The organism is Candidatus Poriferisodalis sp. (assembly GCF_965204125.1).
Taxonomy (GTDB): Bacteria; Actinomycetota; Acidimicrobiia; order Acidimicrobiales; family Poriferisodalaceae; genus Poriferisodalis.
Genome location: NZ_OZ241968.1, coordinates 3,331,682 through 3,346,213, shown reverse-complemented (window position 1 = coordinate 3,346,213; position 14,532 = coordinate 3,331,682). Strand labels below are relative to the sequence as shown.

At 66.7% G+C, this 14,532-nt stretch carries 16 protein-coding genes; 7 read left to right on the top strand and 9 right to left on the bottom strand.

Going from position 1 to position 14,532, the window contains the following annotated elements; translation table 11 throughout:
* Positions 1-83: 83 nt before the first annotated feature.
* Both ACOGXD_RS15420 and ACOGXD_RS15415 read left to right on the top strand, forming a co-directional pair.
* Positions 84-1,067, top strand: coding sequence for a CobW family GTP-binding protein (locus ACOGXD_RS15420; protein ID WP_419915899.1), 984 nt, complete (start codon positions 84-86; stop codon positions 1,065-1,067).
* Positions 1,064-2,086 (top strand): WD40 repeat domain-containing protein, encoded by a 1,023-nt coding sequence (locus ACOGXD_RS15415; protein WP_419915898.1) that lies wholly within the window; start codon positions 1,064-1,066, stop codon positions 2,084-2,086. The genes ACOGXD_RS15420 and ACOGXD_RS15415 overlap by 4 nt, the downstream gene beginning before the upstream one ends.
* A gap of 9 nt (positions 2,087-2,095) precedes the next feature.
* On the opposite strand, the gene ACOGXD_RS15410 is transcribed toward ACOGXD_RS15415, so the two are convergent.
* The 4 genes from ACOGXD_RS15410 to ribA are packed head-to-tail and all read right to left on the bottom strand — an operon-like array spanning position 2,096 to position 5,846.
* Positions 2,096-2,731: an alpha/beta hydrolase gene (locus tag ACOGXD_RS15410; RefSeq protein ID WP_419915897.1), complete on the bottom strand. Its 636-nt coding sequence runs from the start codon at positions 2,729-2,731 to the stop codon at positions 2,096-2,098.
* A gap of 36 nt (positions 2,732-2,767) precedes the next feature.
* Entirely contained in the window at positions 2,768-3,946 is a 1,179-nt protein-coding gene (locus ACOGXD_RS15405) for a M20 family metallopeptidase (RefSeq protein WP_419915896.1), read from the bottom strand.
* Positions 3,947-3,997: 51 nt separating this feature from the next.
* On the bottom strand, positions 3,998-5,161 hold the full coding sequence (locus tag ACOGXD_RS15400) for an iron-containing alcohol dehydrogenase family protein (RefSeq protein ID WP_419915895.1): 1,164 nt from the start codon (positions 5,159-5,161) through the stop codon (positions 3,998-4,000).
* 4 nt (positions 5,162-5,165) lie between these two features.
* Positions 5,166-5,846, bottom strand: a complete 681-nt coding sequence (ribA, locus tag ACOGXD_RS15395; protein ID WP_419915894.1) for a GTP cyclohydrolase II — start codon at positions 5,844-5,846, stop codon at positions 5,166-5,168.
* Positions 5,847-5,959: 113 nt separating this feature from the next.
* On the opposite strand from ribA, the gene ACOGXD_RS15390 reads away from it, so the two are divergent.
* Together ACOGXD_RS15390 and ACOGXD_RS15385 are read left to right on the top strand one after the other, a co-directional pair.
* On the top strand, positions 5,960-6,754 hold the full coding sequence (locus ACOGXD_RS15390; protein ID WP_419915893.1) for an alpha/beta hydrolase: 795 nt from the start codon (positions 5,960-5,962) through the stop codon (positions 6,752-6,754).
* A gap of 52 nt (positions 6,755-6,806) precedes the next feature.
* On the top strand, positions 6,807-7,250 hold the full coding sequence (locus ACOGXD_RS15385) for a Fur family transcriptional regulator (RefSeq protein ID WP_419908302.1): 444 nt from the start codon (positions 6,807-6,809) through the stop codon (positions 7,248-7,250).
* A 346-nt stretch (positions 7,251-7,596) separates the two neighbouring features.
* Here the strand turns inward: ACOGXD_RS15385 and ACOGXD_RS15380 are convergent, their stop codons facing one another.
* The 3 genes from ACOGXD_RS15380 to ACOGXD_RS15370 form a co-directional block, all read right to left on the bottom strand.
* Positions 7,597-8,361 carry an ABC transporter ATP-binding protein gene (locus ACOGXD_RS15380; protein ID WP_419915892.1) on the bottom strand — a complete coding sequence of 255 codons (765 nt, stop codon included), beginning with the start codon at positions 8,359-8,361 and terminating at the stop codon, positions 7,597-7,599.
* A 7-nt stretch (positions 8,362-8,368) separates the two neighbouring features.
* Complete coding sequence (locus tag ACOGXD_RS15375) at positions 8,369-9,364, bottom strand: ABC transporter substrate-binding protein (protein ID WP_419915891.1); 996 nt, start codon at positions 9,362-9,364, stop codon at positions 8,369-8,371.
* A gap of 63 nt (positions 9,365-9,427) precedes the next feature.
* Positions 9,428-10,507, bottom strand: a complete 1,080-nt coding sequence (locus ACOGXD_RS15370; RefSeq protein ID WP_419915890.1) for a FecCD family ABC transporter permease — start codon at positions 10,505-10,507, stop codon at positions 9,428-9,430.
* 134 nt (positions 10,508-10,641) lie between these two features.
* On the opposite strand from ACOGXD_RS15370, the gene mog reads away from it, so the two are divergent.
* The 3 genes from mog to ACOGXD_RS15355 all read left to right on the top strand — a co-directional run bounded on the left by mog (position 10,642) and on the right by ACOGXD_RS15355 (position 13,273).
* Positions 10,642-11,226: a molybdopterin adenylyltransferase gene (mog, locus tag ACOGXD_RS15365; RefSeq protein ID WP_419915889.1), complete on the top strand. Its 585-nt coding sequence runs from the start codon at positions 10,642-10,644 to the stop codon at positions 11,224-11,226.
* Between the two features lie 95 nt (positions 11,227-11,321).
* Positions 11,322-12,113, top strand: a complete 792-nt coding sequence (gene udp, locus ACOGXD_RS15360; RefSeq protein ID WP_419915888.1) for a uridine phosphorylase — start codon at positions 11,322-11,324, stop codon at positions 12,111-12,113.
* A complete protein-coding gene (locus tag ACOGXD_RS15355; protein ID WP_419915887.1) occupies positions 12,110-13,273 on the top strand; it encodes an enolase C-terminal domain-like protein in 1,164 nt (387 codons plus the stop codon). Before udp ends, ACOGXD_RS15355 begins: the two co-directional genes overlap by 4 nt.
* Before the next feature lie 18 nt (positions 13,274-13,291).
* Here ACOGXD_RS15355 and ACOGXD_RS15350 read toward each other — a convergent pair whose 3' ends face one another.
* A complete protein-coding gene (locus tag ACOGXD_RS15350; RefSeq protein ID WP_419915886.1) occupies positions 13,292-14,077 on the bottom strand; it encodes a hypothetical protein in 786 nt (261 codons plus the stop codon).
* A gap of 18 nt (positions 14,078-14,095) precedes the next feature.
* On the bottom strand, positions 14,096-14,464 hold the full coding sequence (locus ACOGXD_RS15345) for a hypothetical protein (RefSeq protein WP_419915885.1): 369 nt from the start codon (positions 14,462-14,464) through the stop codon (positions 14,096-14,098).
* Positions 14,465-14,532: the final 68 nt, after the last annotated feature.

The window sequence follows — 14,532 nt, the reverse complement described above, 5'->3', positions numbered from 1 at the left end:
GAGGCAGCTGGGGAAGCCTCAGTCGACCTCGGGCTTGACTCGTCGCCGTGTACCCGGGAATGGGAATCATTACCATCTACGTCATGGTTGATGATCGAGTTCCTGTGACGGTGCTGACGGGCTTTCTCGGTGCGGGCAAGACAACGCTGTTGAATCACATCCTCACCGAGCAGCACGGCAAGCGGATTGCGGTGATCGAGAACGAGTTCGGCGAGGTGGGCATCGACGATGCCATCGTCCTCGACGCCGAAGAAGAGATCTTCGAGATGAACAACGGCTGCATCTGCTGCACCGTTCGAGGCGATCTGATCCGCATTCTGGGCAACCTGATGAGGCGCAAGGACCGGTTCGACCAGATCCTCATCGAGACGACGGGGCTGGCCGACCCGGCACCGGTGGCTCAGACGTTCTTCGTCGACGACGAGATGTCAGCCCAGTTGCGGCTCGATGCCATCGTCACGGTGGTCGACGCCAAGCACTTGGTTCCGCATCTGGACGAAGAGAAGCCCGACGGGGTCGAGAACGAAGCCGTCGAGCAGCTGGCGTTCGCCGACCGGGTCGTGCTCAACAAGATCGACCTCGCCGACAACAACGAGCTGGACCATGTGGAGACCCGCATCCGACAGATCAACCCGCTGCCGCCGATTATCCGGACCCAGCACGGCAAGGTGGACCTCGATGCCATCCTCGAGGTCGGCGCGTTCTCGCTCGATCGTGTGTTGGCCGATGATCCCGAGTTCCTCGACCCCGATGCCGAGCATCAGCACGACCTCAGCGTGACATCGGTGGGGATCGAAGCCGAAGGCGACCTCGATATCGACCGGCTGAACGAATGGCTGGGCGAACTCTTGCGCACGAAGGGAACCGACATCTTCCGCTCAAAGGGCATCCTGTCGATTGCCGGCTGGGACGAGCGTTACGTGTTCCAGGGCGTCCACATGTTGCTTGACGGCCAACCCCAAGGGACGTGGGGAGACGGCGAGGAACGACGCAACCGTCTCGTGTTCATCGGACGCAACCTCGACCGGGAGTCACTGGAGGCCAGCTTCAGGTCCTGCCTGGTATGACCGACACCGGCACAACACCCATCGCACAATGGCGGGTGGACGTCGACGACTACGTGCAGGTCCTCGAGGTGTGCCGGGACCAAGGCCAGGCGGTGATCGGATCCCTAGGCGGTGACGCTGCCCTCATCGACGTCGACGACGGCTCGGCCACTGCGCTGGAACGGCACGAGATGGGGGTGCTGAGCGCTGCTTGGTCGTCCGATGGCAGCCGCGTGGCAGTCGGGGGCCAGGACGGCTGCGTGCGGATCTACGACCGCACCGGTGCCGCTCAGGGCCTTGTCGACACGTCGGCCTGGGTGACGGCACTGGCCTGGTCACCGAACGCGCCCGTGCTCGCCGTCGGCGCGGGCCGGCACCTGCTCATCACCGACCACGACGGTGCGCTTCTCCATGACTTCGACGACCAGCCTTCGACGGTGACGGCGGTCGCCTGGTCGGCCGACGGCAGCCGTGTCGGTGCAACCGCATACGGCGGCATCGGTTGGCACGATGTCGTGGGGCCACGGACCGGCCGTCGACGTCGCTTCGACTGGAAGGGGTCGCTGCTGTCGCTGGCGATGTCCCCCGACGGAGCATGGGCCTGCGCCGGCGCCCAAGACGCGACCGTGCATCTGTGGCGGCTCTGGAGCGGCAAGGACCTCTCGATGTCCGGCTATCCGTCCAAGATCGAGCGAATCGGGTTCCGCCACGACAGCCGATGGCTCGCGGTTGCGTGCCTCGGCGAGATCACCGTCTGGGATTTCGGCGGCAAGGGCCCCGCCGGTACCGCGCCGGCCGCGGCCTCCGGTCACGACAAGCACATTGAGGACCTCGATTGGGATCCCTCCGGCAAGTCTGTCGCCACGGGAGGAGGAGATGGCCGCACCATTGTGTGGGCGGCCCCGACCCGCGCCGGCCAGGACCTGTCGCCGGTGACCGCACTGGAGTCCGATGCGGCGACCAGTCGACTCCGGTGGGTCAGCGACAACAGCCTCCTGGTCGGTCGGGCCGACGGCGGCCTGGTCAAACTGGCTGTCTAGAAGTACAGCTCAGAGGACCCCGGCGAGCCACTCGCGGGCGTCGATCATCATTTCGATGGTCTGGCTGTGAGCCATGTCATAGGCGTGGTGTCGCAGACTCCACCCGCCATCGTCAAGGGCCGCGATCACCTCTTTGGGCTGCTCTTGGCCGATGAAGATGTCGCGGGTTCCCCACTGGAAGAGCGCCGGTCGACCGTCGCCGTTGGACAGGTCGAGGTTGAGCCCCGGCGCGCTCGGAAGACCGCAGCAGATAGCCCACACGCCGGCGTAGCGGGGTGCACCAGCCCTGCCGGCGAGCGCCAGCGACAGGTAGCCGCCCTGGCTGAACCCGCCCACGATGCATCGTTCGAGCGGCACGCCGGCCTTGCCGGCCTCGTCCGCGATGAACGACTCGAGCATCTCGAGTGAGGGCATGAACTGCGAGATCTTCTGTTCGAACGTCTCGAGGTCGATCGACCACCAACCCGCACCGTCGCCGTCGGGCATGTCGATAGGACCCCGCGGCGCGATCGCGGTGAAGCGCTCGTCTGGGTCGACGAGCGGCACATACGACGCGAGGTGGTGCTGCTCGGCGGTGTAGCCGTGCATGAGGAAGAGCAGACGGTCTGCGCCGTCACGGTCAATCCGGTACTGGGTCAGTGGCATGGAAGGCAACGCTCCTGTGCTGCTCGTTCGATGAAGCTATGCGCTGACCGCAAATGCGGCACGGATCTCTTCGCGAGTGTCCGCGCTGGCGAGGCAGTCGACCATGGTGAGCGCCAGGGTGAGCGCACCGTCGATGACCGCCCGGTCGCCTTCCTCGCGACCCGTGTACACCTCGAATTCCGGTGTGTGAATCGGGGTGCCCTCGGGGGCGACCTTGATCATCGGGTGGATGGACGGGACGGCGTAGCTGACGTTGCCCATGTCGGTCGATCCGACCACCATCGACCCTTCCTCCGAGGGCAACGGATGACGCCCGACGTCCATGGCGTTGCGCACGTACACGTCGAGCAGCGGGTGGTTGTCGATCATGTCGTAGAACGGCGGATCGATCCATTCGGCCTGCATCTCGCACCCAGAGGCATCGGCGCCTCCCTGCAGGCATCGCTGCACCCGCTCCTTGAGCGTTTCGAGGCTCTCCATCTTGTGGCTGCGCACGTACCACTCGGCGGCAGCGCGCGACGGCACGATGTTGGGCTTGTCGCCTGCGTCGGTGAAGATGCCGTGGATCCGCTCGTCGGGTCGGATGTGCTGGCGCAGCGCAGCGACCGCGTTGTAGCCGAGCACGGCTGCATCGAGAGCGTTTCGGCCCCGGTGCGGTGAGGCAGCCGCGTGGGCCGCCTGACCGTCGTAGGTCACGTGCAACTGCTGGATGGCGATCGCGTGAAACGTGCGGAGGTCGCGATCGGCGGGATGCACCATCATCGCCAGATCGACATCGTCGAAGGCGCCGCGGCGGATCATGAATTCCTTGCCGCCGCCGCCCTCTTCGGCGGGCGTCCCGAGAATGGCGACCCGCCCGCCGAGGGCCTCGGCAACCTTCGCCACTGCGATGCCTGCGCCGAGCCCCGCTGAGCCGATGATGTTGTGACCGCACGCATGGCCGATCCCAGGCAGCGCGTCGTACTCGCACAGCACCGCGACCGTGGGTCCGTCGGCAGCGCCGACGCGGGCGTCGAACGCGGTCGGCATGTCGTAGGCGCCCCGCGTCACGTCGATCCCGTTGTCTTCCAACACGCCGGTCAGGGCTTCGTGGGCGTGGTGCTCTTCGAAGTTGAGTTCGGGGTTGGCGTGGATCGAGTGCGAGAGATCCAGCAGCGCTGGCGCCAGGCGGTCGATCTCAGCACGAACGATGTTCTTGGCATCGGCAGCGTCCATGACGGCGAGATTACTGAGGTCCCCAGAAGCAGGACGGTCGTGCTGGCTCACTTACATCGCCTGTTCGTACAGCGCATGGACTTCTTCCCGGCTCGGGTAGCGCGGCGTATTCAGAATGATGAGGTCGCGCAACGCGTCGGTGGTGAGCGCGTCGATGTCCTGCGCCGTGGCGCCGAGGTCGCTGAGGCTGCGGTCGGTCCCGACGGTCGCGGACAGCGTCTCGACTGCCTCGATGGCCGCCAGCGGGTCGCGGGCAACGCCGAGCGCTTGGCCCACGTCGGCGTAGCGGTCGGAGACCGACTCGAGGTTAAAGCGCATGATGTGGGGGAGCATGGTGGCGAGCGTCTGCCCGTGGGCCGCGCCGAAGGTGCCCGAGACGGGATGACCGGTGGCATGGACGAGTCCCAGCAGCGGGCCCGACGAGAACGCACGGCCGGCCAGGTGGGACGCGATCTGCATCGAGGCCCGGGCTTGCACGTCGCTGCCGACGGCGACGGCCTGGGGGAGCCACTGCCCGGCGAGCCGGATGGCCTGCAGCGCGAGGCCGTCGGCGTAGGGGTTCGACGCGGTGGACGTGTAGGCCTCGATGGCGTGCGTCAGCACATCCATGCCGCACACCGCAGTGGCACCCGACGGAAGCCCGACGGTCAGGAGCGGATCCAGCACAACAGCGCGCGGCCGAACGTCGGGGTGGCTGAAGGTCAGTTTGCGATGGTCCTCTGTGCGGGTGATCAGGCCACCGCCGTTGGTCTCCGATGCCGTGCCAGAGGTGGTGGGCACCGCGATCGTGGGCACGCACGGCGCACTGGCCCGAGCCGGCGGCGCCAGGGTGGCGAAGTCGATCCGGTCGGCGTCGTCGAGCTCGGGCGAGAAGGCAAGCGACGAGTCCTCGATGCCTGACGGAGCTGCCATCGCGATGTACTTGCCGCAGTCCATGACCGACCCGCCGCCGACGAGCACGATCACGACGTCTTCGGTGCCGAATCCTCGCAGCGACTCCACCCCAGCGGCCACGTTGGCATCGGTCGGATTGGGGTCGACGTCGTCGAAGACCGTCCACTCGAGGCCATCGGCTGTGAGCGCGTCGATGACCGTGTTGACGATGCCCGCGGCGCGCACGCCCGGGTCGCTCACCACGAAGGCGCGGCTGCCGTTGGCCCGTACGTGCCCGGCGAGATCGGCGACGCTGCCCTCTCCCACGAGGGTGGTCGGCATGGGTTCAAGCGTGTAAGTGCTCATCCGTTGGGAAATCCCCCTGCTGCTGTGACCACGCCGGGTGATGCCCGTTCGTGGCGGGAAGTTGATGGCCCAGTCGGCGGGCCTTGGTCTCGAGGTATCGGTGGTTGTGGAGGTTCGGCACGACCGCGAGCGGCACGCGTTCCACGGCGATCCCGTTCTCGCGGAGGCTCTCTGCCTTCTGGGGGTTGTTCGTGAGCAGCTCGACGTCAGTGATGCCGAGGTCACGAAGGATCCAGGCCGCGGGCGCATAGTCACGCTGATCGGCCTCGAAACCCAGCGTGGTGTTGGCGTCCACGGTGTCGAAGCCGGTGTCCTGGCACTGGTAGGCCCGGATCTTGTTGGCGAGCCCGATCCCGCGGCCCTCCTGGTCGAGATAGAGGATCGCGCCGGCCCCTGCGCCGGTCACGTGTTGGATCGCGAGCTCAAGCTGCTGCCCGCAGTCGCACCGCAACGAGCCGAACACGTCACCGGTGACGCACGAGGAGTGCATACGAACCGGGACTCTGCGACGCGAGTGCGGATCGCCGAAGACGAGTGCCACGTGTTCGCCCGCGCCCTCTCCGGTGTAGGCGAAGATCGTGAACAGGCCGTGCTTCGTGGGGAGTTTGGCCTCGCCCACCCGTTCCAGGGTGTGCGGGGTTTCGTCGGGTGCCGTGCTCATGGGGGTGTGTTTCGACGATGGAAGCCGGACAGGGACTCTAACCAGAATGAGAACGGTTCCTACGAGACTGAGCACGAAGGGCGCCGGTGTGCGGGAGTGCTAGAACCGCGCCCGTGCCGAAGTTCGCTGGGTCAGAGGGGTCGATTCACTACGAGCGATGGGCTCCCGACGGCCCGACCCGCCGCATAGTGGTGGTAGTGCACGGCTACGCCGAGTACGCGGCCCGCTATGACCACCTGGCCGAGCGGCTGATGGCCGACGGCGCAGTGATCTACGGCGAGGATCACATGGGGCACGGTCGCAGCGACGGCGAGCGGGCGCTCATCACCGACTTCGAGCACGTGGTCGACGACCTCCGGACGCTCGTAGATATCGCGCAGGCCGAGCATCCGGAGCTGCCGATGGTGATGATCGGGCACTCGATGGGCGGGCTGCTCGCTTCAAGATTCGCCCAGGAGTACCCCGACGATGTCGCCGGCATCGTCCTGCTTGGCGCAGTAATCGGCGACTGGAACTGGGCCCGGGAGGTTTTGGCGCAGCCAGAGCTGCCTCCCGCCACGACCGACTTCTCGGGCATGTCCCGTGACACGGCCGCTGTCGAGGCCTACGCCACCGATCCGCTCATCTACCGAGGCAAGTACAAGCGGCCCTTGCTCGAAGCCGAGGTCATCGCCCTGGACCGATTCCGGGCCCAAGTCAGCGCCCTCACGATGGCTGTGCTGTTCTGCCACGGCACTGATGATCCCTTCGTCGACTACCGCACCTCGCTCGAGGCGGTGCAGGCGATGCCCAGCAACGACAAGACCATCCGCCTCTACGAGGGCGCCCGCCACGAACTGGTGAATGAAACCAACCGGGATGAGGTGATCGATGAGATTGCCGCATTCGTCGCCCGAGTCACCGCATAGCGGCCGCGCGATGCCTTCAAGCTGGCGTAACCAGCCTCGGTAGAATGTGCTGATGGGCGAGCGACTCGCCGAGACCCACGAACTGGTGTCGGCCCGCCTGAACGAAGCCGGGCAGCTCTACACCAAGGGTAGGCGAGAACTCGTGGAACTCCTGGTTCGCGCCGCTCGACCGGCGACCATCCCCGAGATGCTCGAGCTCCGGCCTCGCCTCACCCAGAGCTCGCTGTACCGCAACATGGCCGATCTCGAAAGCGTGGGCATCGTCCGGCGTGTCGTCGGGATCGATGACCCCACTCGCTACGAGTTCTCCGAGGACATCATCGGCCGCCACCACCACACGATCTGCACCGTGTGCGGCACGGTGGACGACTTCTTCATGCCCGCCGCGGACGAACGCAGCCTCCAGACATCACTCGACCAAGCGCTGGACACCAGCGGGTTCCAGCCGAACACTCACCGGCTCGACGTCTTCGGCATCTGCCCCGACTGCACTTGACGTTCGGATGAAGACCTTCGACTGAAGGACCGGAGGCGGCGGCTGCGCGGCGCCGTCGACAAGCCATTCGCACACCGCATCAGTGAGCGCTGCGTCGTTGATGCCGCCGAGCCACACCGATGTCCCGTCGCCGCGGCGGACGATCACGACATTGGAGTACGCGCACTCGTCCACGCAGTCCACCACGCGAGTTCGAGCGACGGCCGCGATTGCGGCGAGCTGCCCGTCGTGATCGGTCTCGGGGTGCTTTCGCTCGGTTCCGCAACAACAGCCGCGGCAGACCTGGACACGTATGGAGGCGGGGAAAGCCCAGCCGTTCGGCGCGGTGTTCATCGCTCGCTGCCCATCACGGCGAGAGTGGGCCGAACGCGAAGTGGGAGTGGTGCCCGTCGGCGAGTCGTCGCACCTCGATGCCGTAGACGGGTTCGAGCAGCTCGCTTCGCAGCACGTCGTCGGGCCGGCCCTGGTGCACGACCTTGCCGTGGTTGAGCAGGGCGAGATGATCGCAGTAGCGGCTGGCCAGGTTGAGGTCGTGCAGCACGACGATGCTGTCGATCTGGAGGTGCCGGACCAGCGCGAGCACCTCGTGCTGGTAGCGGACGTCGAGATGATTCGTGGGCTCGTCGAGCAGGATGACCGGGCTCTGCTGCGCGATGCAGCGGGCGATCATCACCCGTTGGCGTTCGCCGCCTGACAGGTGGTGGATGCTGCGGTCGGCGAACCCCGACATGTCCACCATCTCCAGCCCGTCGAGTACGGCTTTGCGGTCGTCGTCGGTGAAGCCTTGATGGTCGCCGCGATGCACATGGCGTCCCAGCAGCACGAACTCGCCGACCGTGATGTCGATCCCGTCTGCTGAGGCGTCCTGAGTGACGACGGCGACCGCACGGGCAATCGAGCGCTGCGACATCGAACCGATCGCTGCGTCGTCGATGAGAACGGCGCCTCTGTGCGGGCGGAGCATGCCGTACAGGCAGCGCAGCAGCGATGACTTGCCGCTGCCGTTAGGACCGATGAGGCCGACGACCTGTCCGGGGCGCGTGCTGAGCTGCGCCCCGGACAGGACATCGACGGCGCCGAGCCGCAGTTCGATGCCGGTGGCCTCAATCACGGCTTCGTCATTCGGTGATCTGGTCGCTGAGCTCAGACAGTCCCTTCACCACGAGCGGCGTCGGCGGCTCCGCCCAGTTGAACAGGAGCGGGTACACAGCGCCGTGCTCGACCGCGGTGATGCTGCTGGCACCGGGGAGGTCGGTGACCAGTGCGCTGATCTCGTGGGGGGTGAGGCCGAAGTCGTCGTAGAGCAGCACCAAGATCTCGGGGTTGCGACCGATGACCTCTTCGATCGACACCTCGGGCACCCGCTCGCTGAGCTCGGCGAACACGTTGGTCATGCCGAGGGCCTCCATCAGCGGATGCACCATGCCGAGCGAGGAATAGGCGTAGATGGCGCTGCCGTCGGAGCTGACATACAGCGCAGCAGCGGTCTGGCCCTCGGCAACCGGCGCATCGGCCACGGAGGCCACGGCGGCCTCCAGCGCGTCGGCGCTCGCATTGGCGGTCTCGGAGGTGCCGAAGAGTTCCCCGTAGAAGCGGACCTCGTCCAGAATGCTCTCGAACGACGGCGTCGGCGGGTTGTCACAGAACGGGGGCATCACGTAGAGCTGGATGCCGACGTCGGCGAGCGAGTCGTGGGTGAGGGTGGCGGTGTCGTAACCGATGACCATGTCGGGGTCGAAGTCGATGATGGCCTCCACCGATATCTCGACTCCGCCAGTCGAGGTGTGCTCGGCCAGCAATGCTGGGATGTCGTTGAGCACGGCCAGCTCGTCGGCGGTGTAGTACTCCTCGGGGAAGTCCTCGATGCGGGCGATCACCCGGTCCATGGCGCCGGCGGCGAACAGCAGTGAGGGCGCCGCAGCTTCCATCAGCATCACGCGCTCAGGTGGGGCGTCGAGGGTGAACTCGGTGTCGCAGTTGGTGAAGGTCAGCGGGAAGCCGTCGTCTTGAGCCATTTCGGTGGGGGAGTCGTCGCCCCCTCCACAGGCTGCGGCCGCAAATGCGACCACGAGGAGCAATGCGATCGCTCGACGTTTGAGGGCTGACAGTTTCACGGGGGTCTCCTTGTTCATAGGGGGCTTCCTTTCGTGGAGGGGGGTAAACGAGCGCAAGCGCGCTCAGGAGTTGTGACTGAGCTTTCGGACGAGAGCGACGAGGACGGGGGCTCCGAGCACGCCGGTGACGACACCGATGGGCAGCTCGCGGGGCTGCAATGCCATGCGGGCCGCGACGTCGGCCCAGACCAGCATGAGAGCGCCGAGCGCTGCGGACGCCGGGATCAGATGGCGGTGGATCGGGCCGATGATCCGCCGCGCGATGTGCGGAGCCGCGAGACCCACGAATCCGATGCCGCCCGACAGCGACACGGCGAAGCCGACGCACATCGCGACCACGACCACGAGCTGCAGCCGGGTGCGTCCCGGATCGACGCCGCTCGCCATGGCCGTCTCGTCGCCGAGTGCCAGCAGGTCGAGCCGACGGCGCCACCAGAACACCAGCACCATGCCGCTGCCCATGCCGAGGTAGCCGAGAGGCAGCGTGGACCAGTCGGCGTTTGCGAGCGAGCCGAGCAGCCAGAACATCACCGCCCGGGCACCCTCGGCGCTCTCGGCGAAGAGGATGAGCAGGCTGGTGATGGCACTCAGCAGGTAGCTGACGGCCACGCCGGCCACGAGCATCCGCGAAGGCGTGATGCGACCGGAGGAACGGGCCAGCGCCAAGACGAGCGCCAGGGCGCCGAGGGCGCCGAAGAAGGCCATCAGCGACACCGATTCGCGGCCCAGCCAGGAGCCGACTCCGAACAGGATTGCTGCGGCCGCGCCGGCGGACGCACCCGAGCTCACGCCGAGGATGTACGGCTCGGCCAGCGGGTTGCGGACCAGGGCTTGGAGGGTCACGCCCACGACCCCGAGGGTCGAACCCACGATCGCGCCGAGCAGCACCCGTGGCAGGCGCACTTCCCAGATGATCGCGTCGTCGGTCCGGGCCCAGCTCTCGACATCGAACACGCCGATCACGTGGTGCCCGATGATCTGCACGACCGTCGGAGGTGCCACCCCGATCGGACCGAGCCCGATGGCCACCACCACCGACGCCACAGTGAGCAACCCGAGGCTGATGAGGGTGGGCCGGCGGCTCCACGCCCAACTGGCGGGTGACGCAACCGGAGCACGATCTGTCGCCTCGAGGAGAGACACGGCGGGGGAGCATAACAGGAATAGGAACGATTCCCATTTAGTGCCAGTGTGTGGATTCGTTCTGCTCGACGGCAGCAATGGGGATGGGCGTATGGGAATGGCACCTATTCCCAATCGGGCGGTACGGTTCCGGCGTGAACAGCACCTCCGACGGAACGCAGAACCTCTCGACGCACGCGCTGATCGGCCTCGTGACGGTCTCGGACAGGGCCAGCCGCGGCGACTACGAAGACCGGGGCGGACCGGCGATTCGTGACTATCTCGAGCGCGTGCTGGCCTCGGAGTGGTCTGCGCAGGCTGCGCTCGTTCCCGACGAGCAGGACCAGGTGGCCCAAGCGATCCGCGAGCTGGCCGCAGCAGGGTGCTGTCTCATCCTCACCACTGGCGGCACGGGCCCTGCCCTGCGCGACGTCACCCCCGAGGCCACCGAGGCGGCCTGTTCCAAGATGCTGCACGGCTTCGGCGAGGCGATGCGCACCGCGTCGCTGAAGGCAGTGCCGACTGCGATCCTGTCGCGTCAGACTGCCGGCATCTGCGACGGCGCCCTGGTGATCAACCTGCCGGGTCAGCCCAAGGCAATCGCAGAGTGCCTCGACGCGGTGTTCGCCGCAGTCCCGTACTGCGTCGACCTCATCGGCGGCCCGTACATCTCGACAGTGACCGAACACATAGACGCGTTCCGGCCGGCTTCAGCCATCCGACCAGCCGCAGTGGACTAACGGCAGAAACCGCCGACAGCGAGGCGTCTCGGCAGGGATCGGCTTCCGACACCCCAGCGACGGTGTCGTGCGCGGCTGAGAAATAGGGTCAGGTGATGAGTGACGAGCAGGTGATGCACCTGGGCGTGACCGCCGCCGATCTGGACGGGGCCACGCTGGCGATCGTGCCTGGCGACCCTGCTCGGGTGGCGAGGATCGCCGAGACGATGGACGAGCCGGCGCACCTGGCCTCCGTCCGGGAGTTCACGACCCATCGAGCGTCGATCGACGGCCAGCCGGTGGTGGTCTGCTCGACCGGCGTCGGCGGGCCGTCGACCTCGGTCGCGGTCGAGGAGCTGGCCCAGCTCGGCGTGCGGACGTTCCTGCGGGTCGGCACCACCGGCTCGATCCAGGCCGATCTGCGGATCGGTGACCTAGTCATCACCCAAGCCGCGGTCCGCCTCGACGGGGCGAGCCGGCACTTCGCCCCGCTGGAGTACCCGGCGGCCTCCTCGTTCGAGTGCACCCGGGCTTTGGTCGATGCCGCGGTCGCCCTCGACGCTCCCCATCAGGTGGGGATCACAGCGTCGAGCGACACCTTCTATCCCGGCCAGGAGCGCTACGACACGGTGGCCGGCGATGTCGTCGGGTGGCTGCGGGGCAGCTTGGCCGAGTGGCGCCGGATCGGCGTGCTCAACTACGAGATGGAGTCGGCCACGCTGTTCACGATGTGTGCGGCCAACGGCTGGCGGGCTGGGTGCGTCGCCGGGGTGATCGCCCAGCGCACCGAGTCCGAGGCTGTCGTCGACGAGGCCCGCATCGCCGCCACCGAGGAGCGGGCAGTCGGCGTGGTCGTTGGGGCTGCCCGCCGCCTGCTGCAACAGGAATCTCACCGAGGTGAACCATGAGCAAGATCAGCCGCATCGTCGTTCAGGCCTACACGTACCAGCTCCGCGACGTCGGTCCGACGATCTGGACGTACTCGCCTGGGGCGGAGACGAGCGTTTCGAAGTTTGTGGTGTCGATCGAGTCCGACGACGGTCTCACGGGCGCCTACGCACCCCACTACGGCGCGACCGAGCACGCCATGGCGCAGGTCTGCGATATGGCGCCGCTGCTGATCGGCAGAGACCCATCCCAGCGCGAACGGATCTTCGAACTCCTCAAGATCCAGTTCCGGCACTTCGACAAGGTCGGCATCGCCGCACTCGACACCGCCCTGTGGGACCTCGCGGGCAAGAAGTACGGCGCCTCTATCAGCCAGTTGCTGGGCGGGTACCGCGAACGGCTGCCGACGTATGCGAGCACGACCCCGGGCCAGCAGACGCCCGGCGGCCTCGACAGCATCGAGAAGTACGCAGACTTCGCCGAGGAATGCCAGGAGCGTGGATTGCCGGCGTACAAGATTCACGGCTTCTTCGACGGCAGCGTGAGCAATGAGATCGGCATCATGACAGCCGTTCGCGAACGCGTCGGGTCCTCGATGAAGCTGATGACCGACCCCGCATCGTCCTTGGTGTCGTTCATGGACGCCGTAGAAGTCGGTCGGGCGTGCGATGACTTGGGATTCTTCTGGTACGAAGACCCCTACCGCGATGCCTCTTCGAGCGCCGCTGCACACCAGCGCCTGCGGGAGTTCATCCGCACGCCGATGCTCATCGCCGAGCACATCCGGGGATTCGAGCAGAAGGCCGACTTCGTGCTGGCTCGCGGCACCGACATCATGCACGTCGATCCCGAGTTGGATGGCGGCATCACTGGCACGATGAAGCTGGCCCACTTCTGCGACGCCATCGGCATGGAGGTGCAGCTCCACACGGCCGGCCCGATGCACCGGCACTGCATGTCGGCCATTCCCAACACGATGTTCTACGAGCTCGGCTTGGTCAATCCCGACACGTCGCAGAACTGCCTGCAGCCGCCGATCTACGCCGACGGGTACGGCGATGGCCTCGACGACGTGGGCGCCGACGGATGCGTCGCGGTGCCCACCGGCCCGGGGCTGGGAGTGCAGTACGACTGGGACAAGATCAACGCTTGGGAAACAGCCAGGCGCACCTTCGAGTAACCCGACTCGCCGTTCGTCTCAGCGACTCGGCTGTTGAGGGTGAAGCGTTAGGGGCTCGGTGCCGAGGCTTCGCCCGCCCGGCTCGGGCGCGCGGCCGGCGGGAACGTGCTGGAACTCGCGGTTCACCCTGCGGACAGCCGGTGTGATGGCCACGGCGTAGCCGACCAGAGCGAGCAGGACCCGGCGAGCCGGCAGGAGCACGAAGCAGATGGCCCACGCCGCGGCGAAGCCGATGAGCCGTGGCTTCATCGCGGATATGCGCGCAGATGGCTTGTCGTCGGGTCGGCCGAGCGGGAATCGCTTCGGCTTGACGAACCATCCATGGGCAAACAGCTGAGCCACGAAATACGGCCAGAAGGCCTCTGGGGCGTCGAGCGGGGGATCGGTATCCCATGGGGCGTCGGTGTCGCCGGCTAGCCCGTCTCGGACGCGAGACCACATATGCGACGCGGTGACTCGACCGGAGGCGCCGCCACGGTTCTGGTGAGTCGGGCGACAGTGCCACCGGTACAGCACCCGTCGGTCCTGGGCGAGGGCCAGAATTCCGGCCTGGAAGATGCCGTTCGGGTGCGACGACCAGTGTCGCTCGAGCACGCCGGTGTCGCCGATGTAGAGATCGAACCGGCCATTCTCACGGCAGTCGTCGAGGATCTCGTGGTGCGGGTCGCCGACCGCCTGATATTCCAGTTCCCATGTGTCCTGGGCTTCGCTCGCGAGACTCTGGGGCTCACTGGTGACGGCGAAGATCTCGCCTCCAGCAGCCCGGATCTCCTCGACGACTCCCGATCTTCCAAAGCCGCGCAACTCGCGGCGGCATGGAGGTCACCACAACCCGCGGTAGAACACCAACACGACAAACTTGTGCTTGTCGAGTTGGGCGTTGAGCCACCCGGTGCGTACTCCGATCGGCGGGTCGAGCAGCGGCGGGATCAGCGGATCGTCAACTTCGGCGGCCGACACGCGAAAGCCCTCGGCTGATCGTTCGACCACCACCTGCTCACGGGCACAGACGTCGCCGTCGCACAGCACCAATCCCAGCTCGAAGGACCCTGCTCGCGCTCGTGCCACGGTGTCTTCGGCGTCGATGACTCCGGTGATCTCGTAGTGAGACTCTTGCGTTGCGTTGGTCCACTCGAGAGCGGCCTCCGAAGCAGCCTGAAGCTCAGTGGGGGTTTCTTCGCTCACGTTCATGTGTCGCAGTGCCTCGGATTCCTCGAGTCGACGGCCGATCGTCGACCTTGATCGAAGGGCGGCCGATC

What these genes read in the sequence shown, in the direction of transcription:
- ACOGXD_RS15420 (WP_419915899.1), top strand. Translation starts at nt 84, where the DNA reads ATGGTTGATGATCGAGTTCCTGTGACGGTGCTGACGGGCTTTCTCGGT.
- ACOGXD_RS15415 (WP_419915898.1), top strand. Translation starts at nt 1,064, where the DNA reads ATGACCGACACCGGCACAACACCCATCGCACAATGGCGGGTGGACGTC.
- ACOGXD_RS15410 (WP_419915897.1), bottom strand. Translation starts at nt 2,731, where the DNA reads ATGCCACTGACCCAGTACCGGATTGACCGTGACGGCGCAGACCGTCTG.
- ACOGXD_RS15405 (WP_419915896.1), bottom strand. Translation starts at nt 3,946, where the DNA reads ATGGACGCTGCCGATGCCAAGAACATCGTTCGTGCTGAGATCGACCGC.
- ACOGXD_RS15400 (WP_419915895.1), bottom strand. Translation starts at nt 5,161, where the DNA reads ATGCCGACCACCCTCGTGGGAGAGGGCAGCGTCGCCGATCTCGCCGGG.
- ribA (WP_419915894.1), bottom strand. Translation starts at nt 5,846, where the DNA reads ATGAGCACGGCACCCGACGAAACCCCGCACACCCTGGAACGGGTGGGC.
- ACOGXD_RS15385 (WP_419908302.1), top strand. Translation starts at nt 6,807, where the DNA reads ATGGGCGAGCGACTCGCCGAGACCCACGAACTGGTGTCGGCCCGCCTG.
- udp (WP_419915888.1), top strand. Translation starts at nt 11,322, where the DNA reads ATGAGTGACGAGCAGGTGATGCACCTGGGCGTGACCGCCGCCGATCTG.
- ACOGXD_RS15355 (WP_419915887.1), top strand. Translation starts at nt 12,110, where the DNA reads ATGAGCAAGATCAGCCGCATCGTCGTTCAGGCCTACACGTACCAGCTC.
- ACOGXD_RS15345 (WP_419915885.1), bottom strand. Translation starts at nt 14,464, where the DNA reads ATGAACGTGAGCGAAGAAACCCCCACTGAGCTTCAGGCTGCTTCGGAG.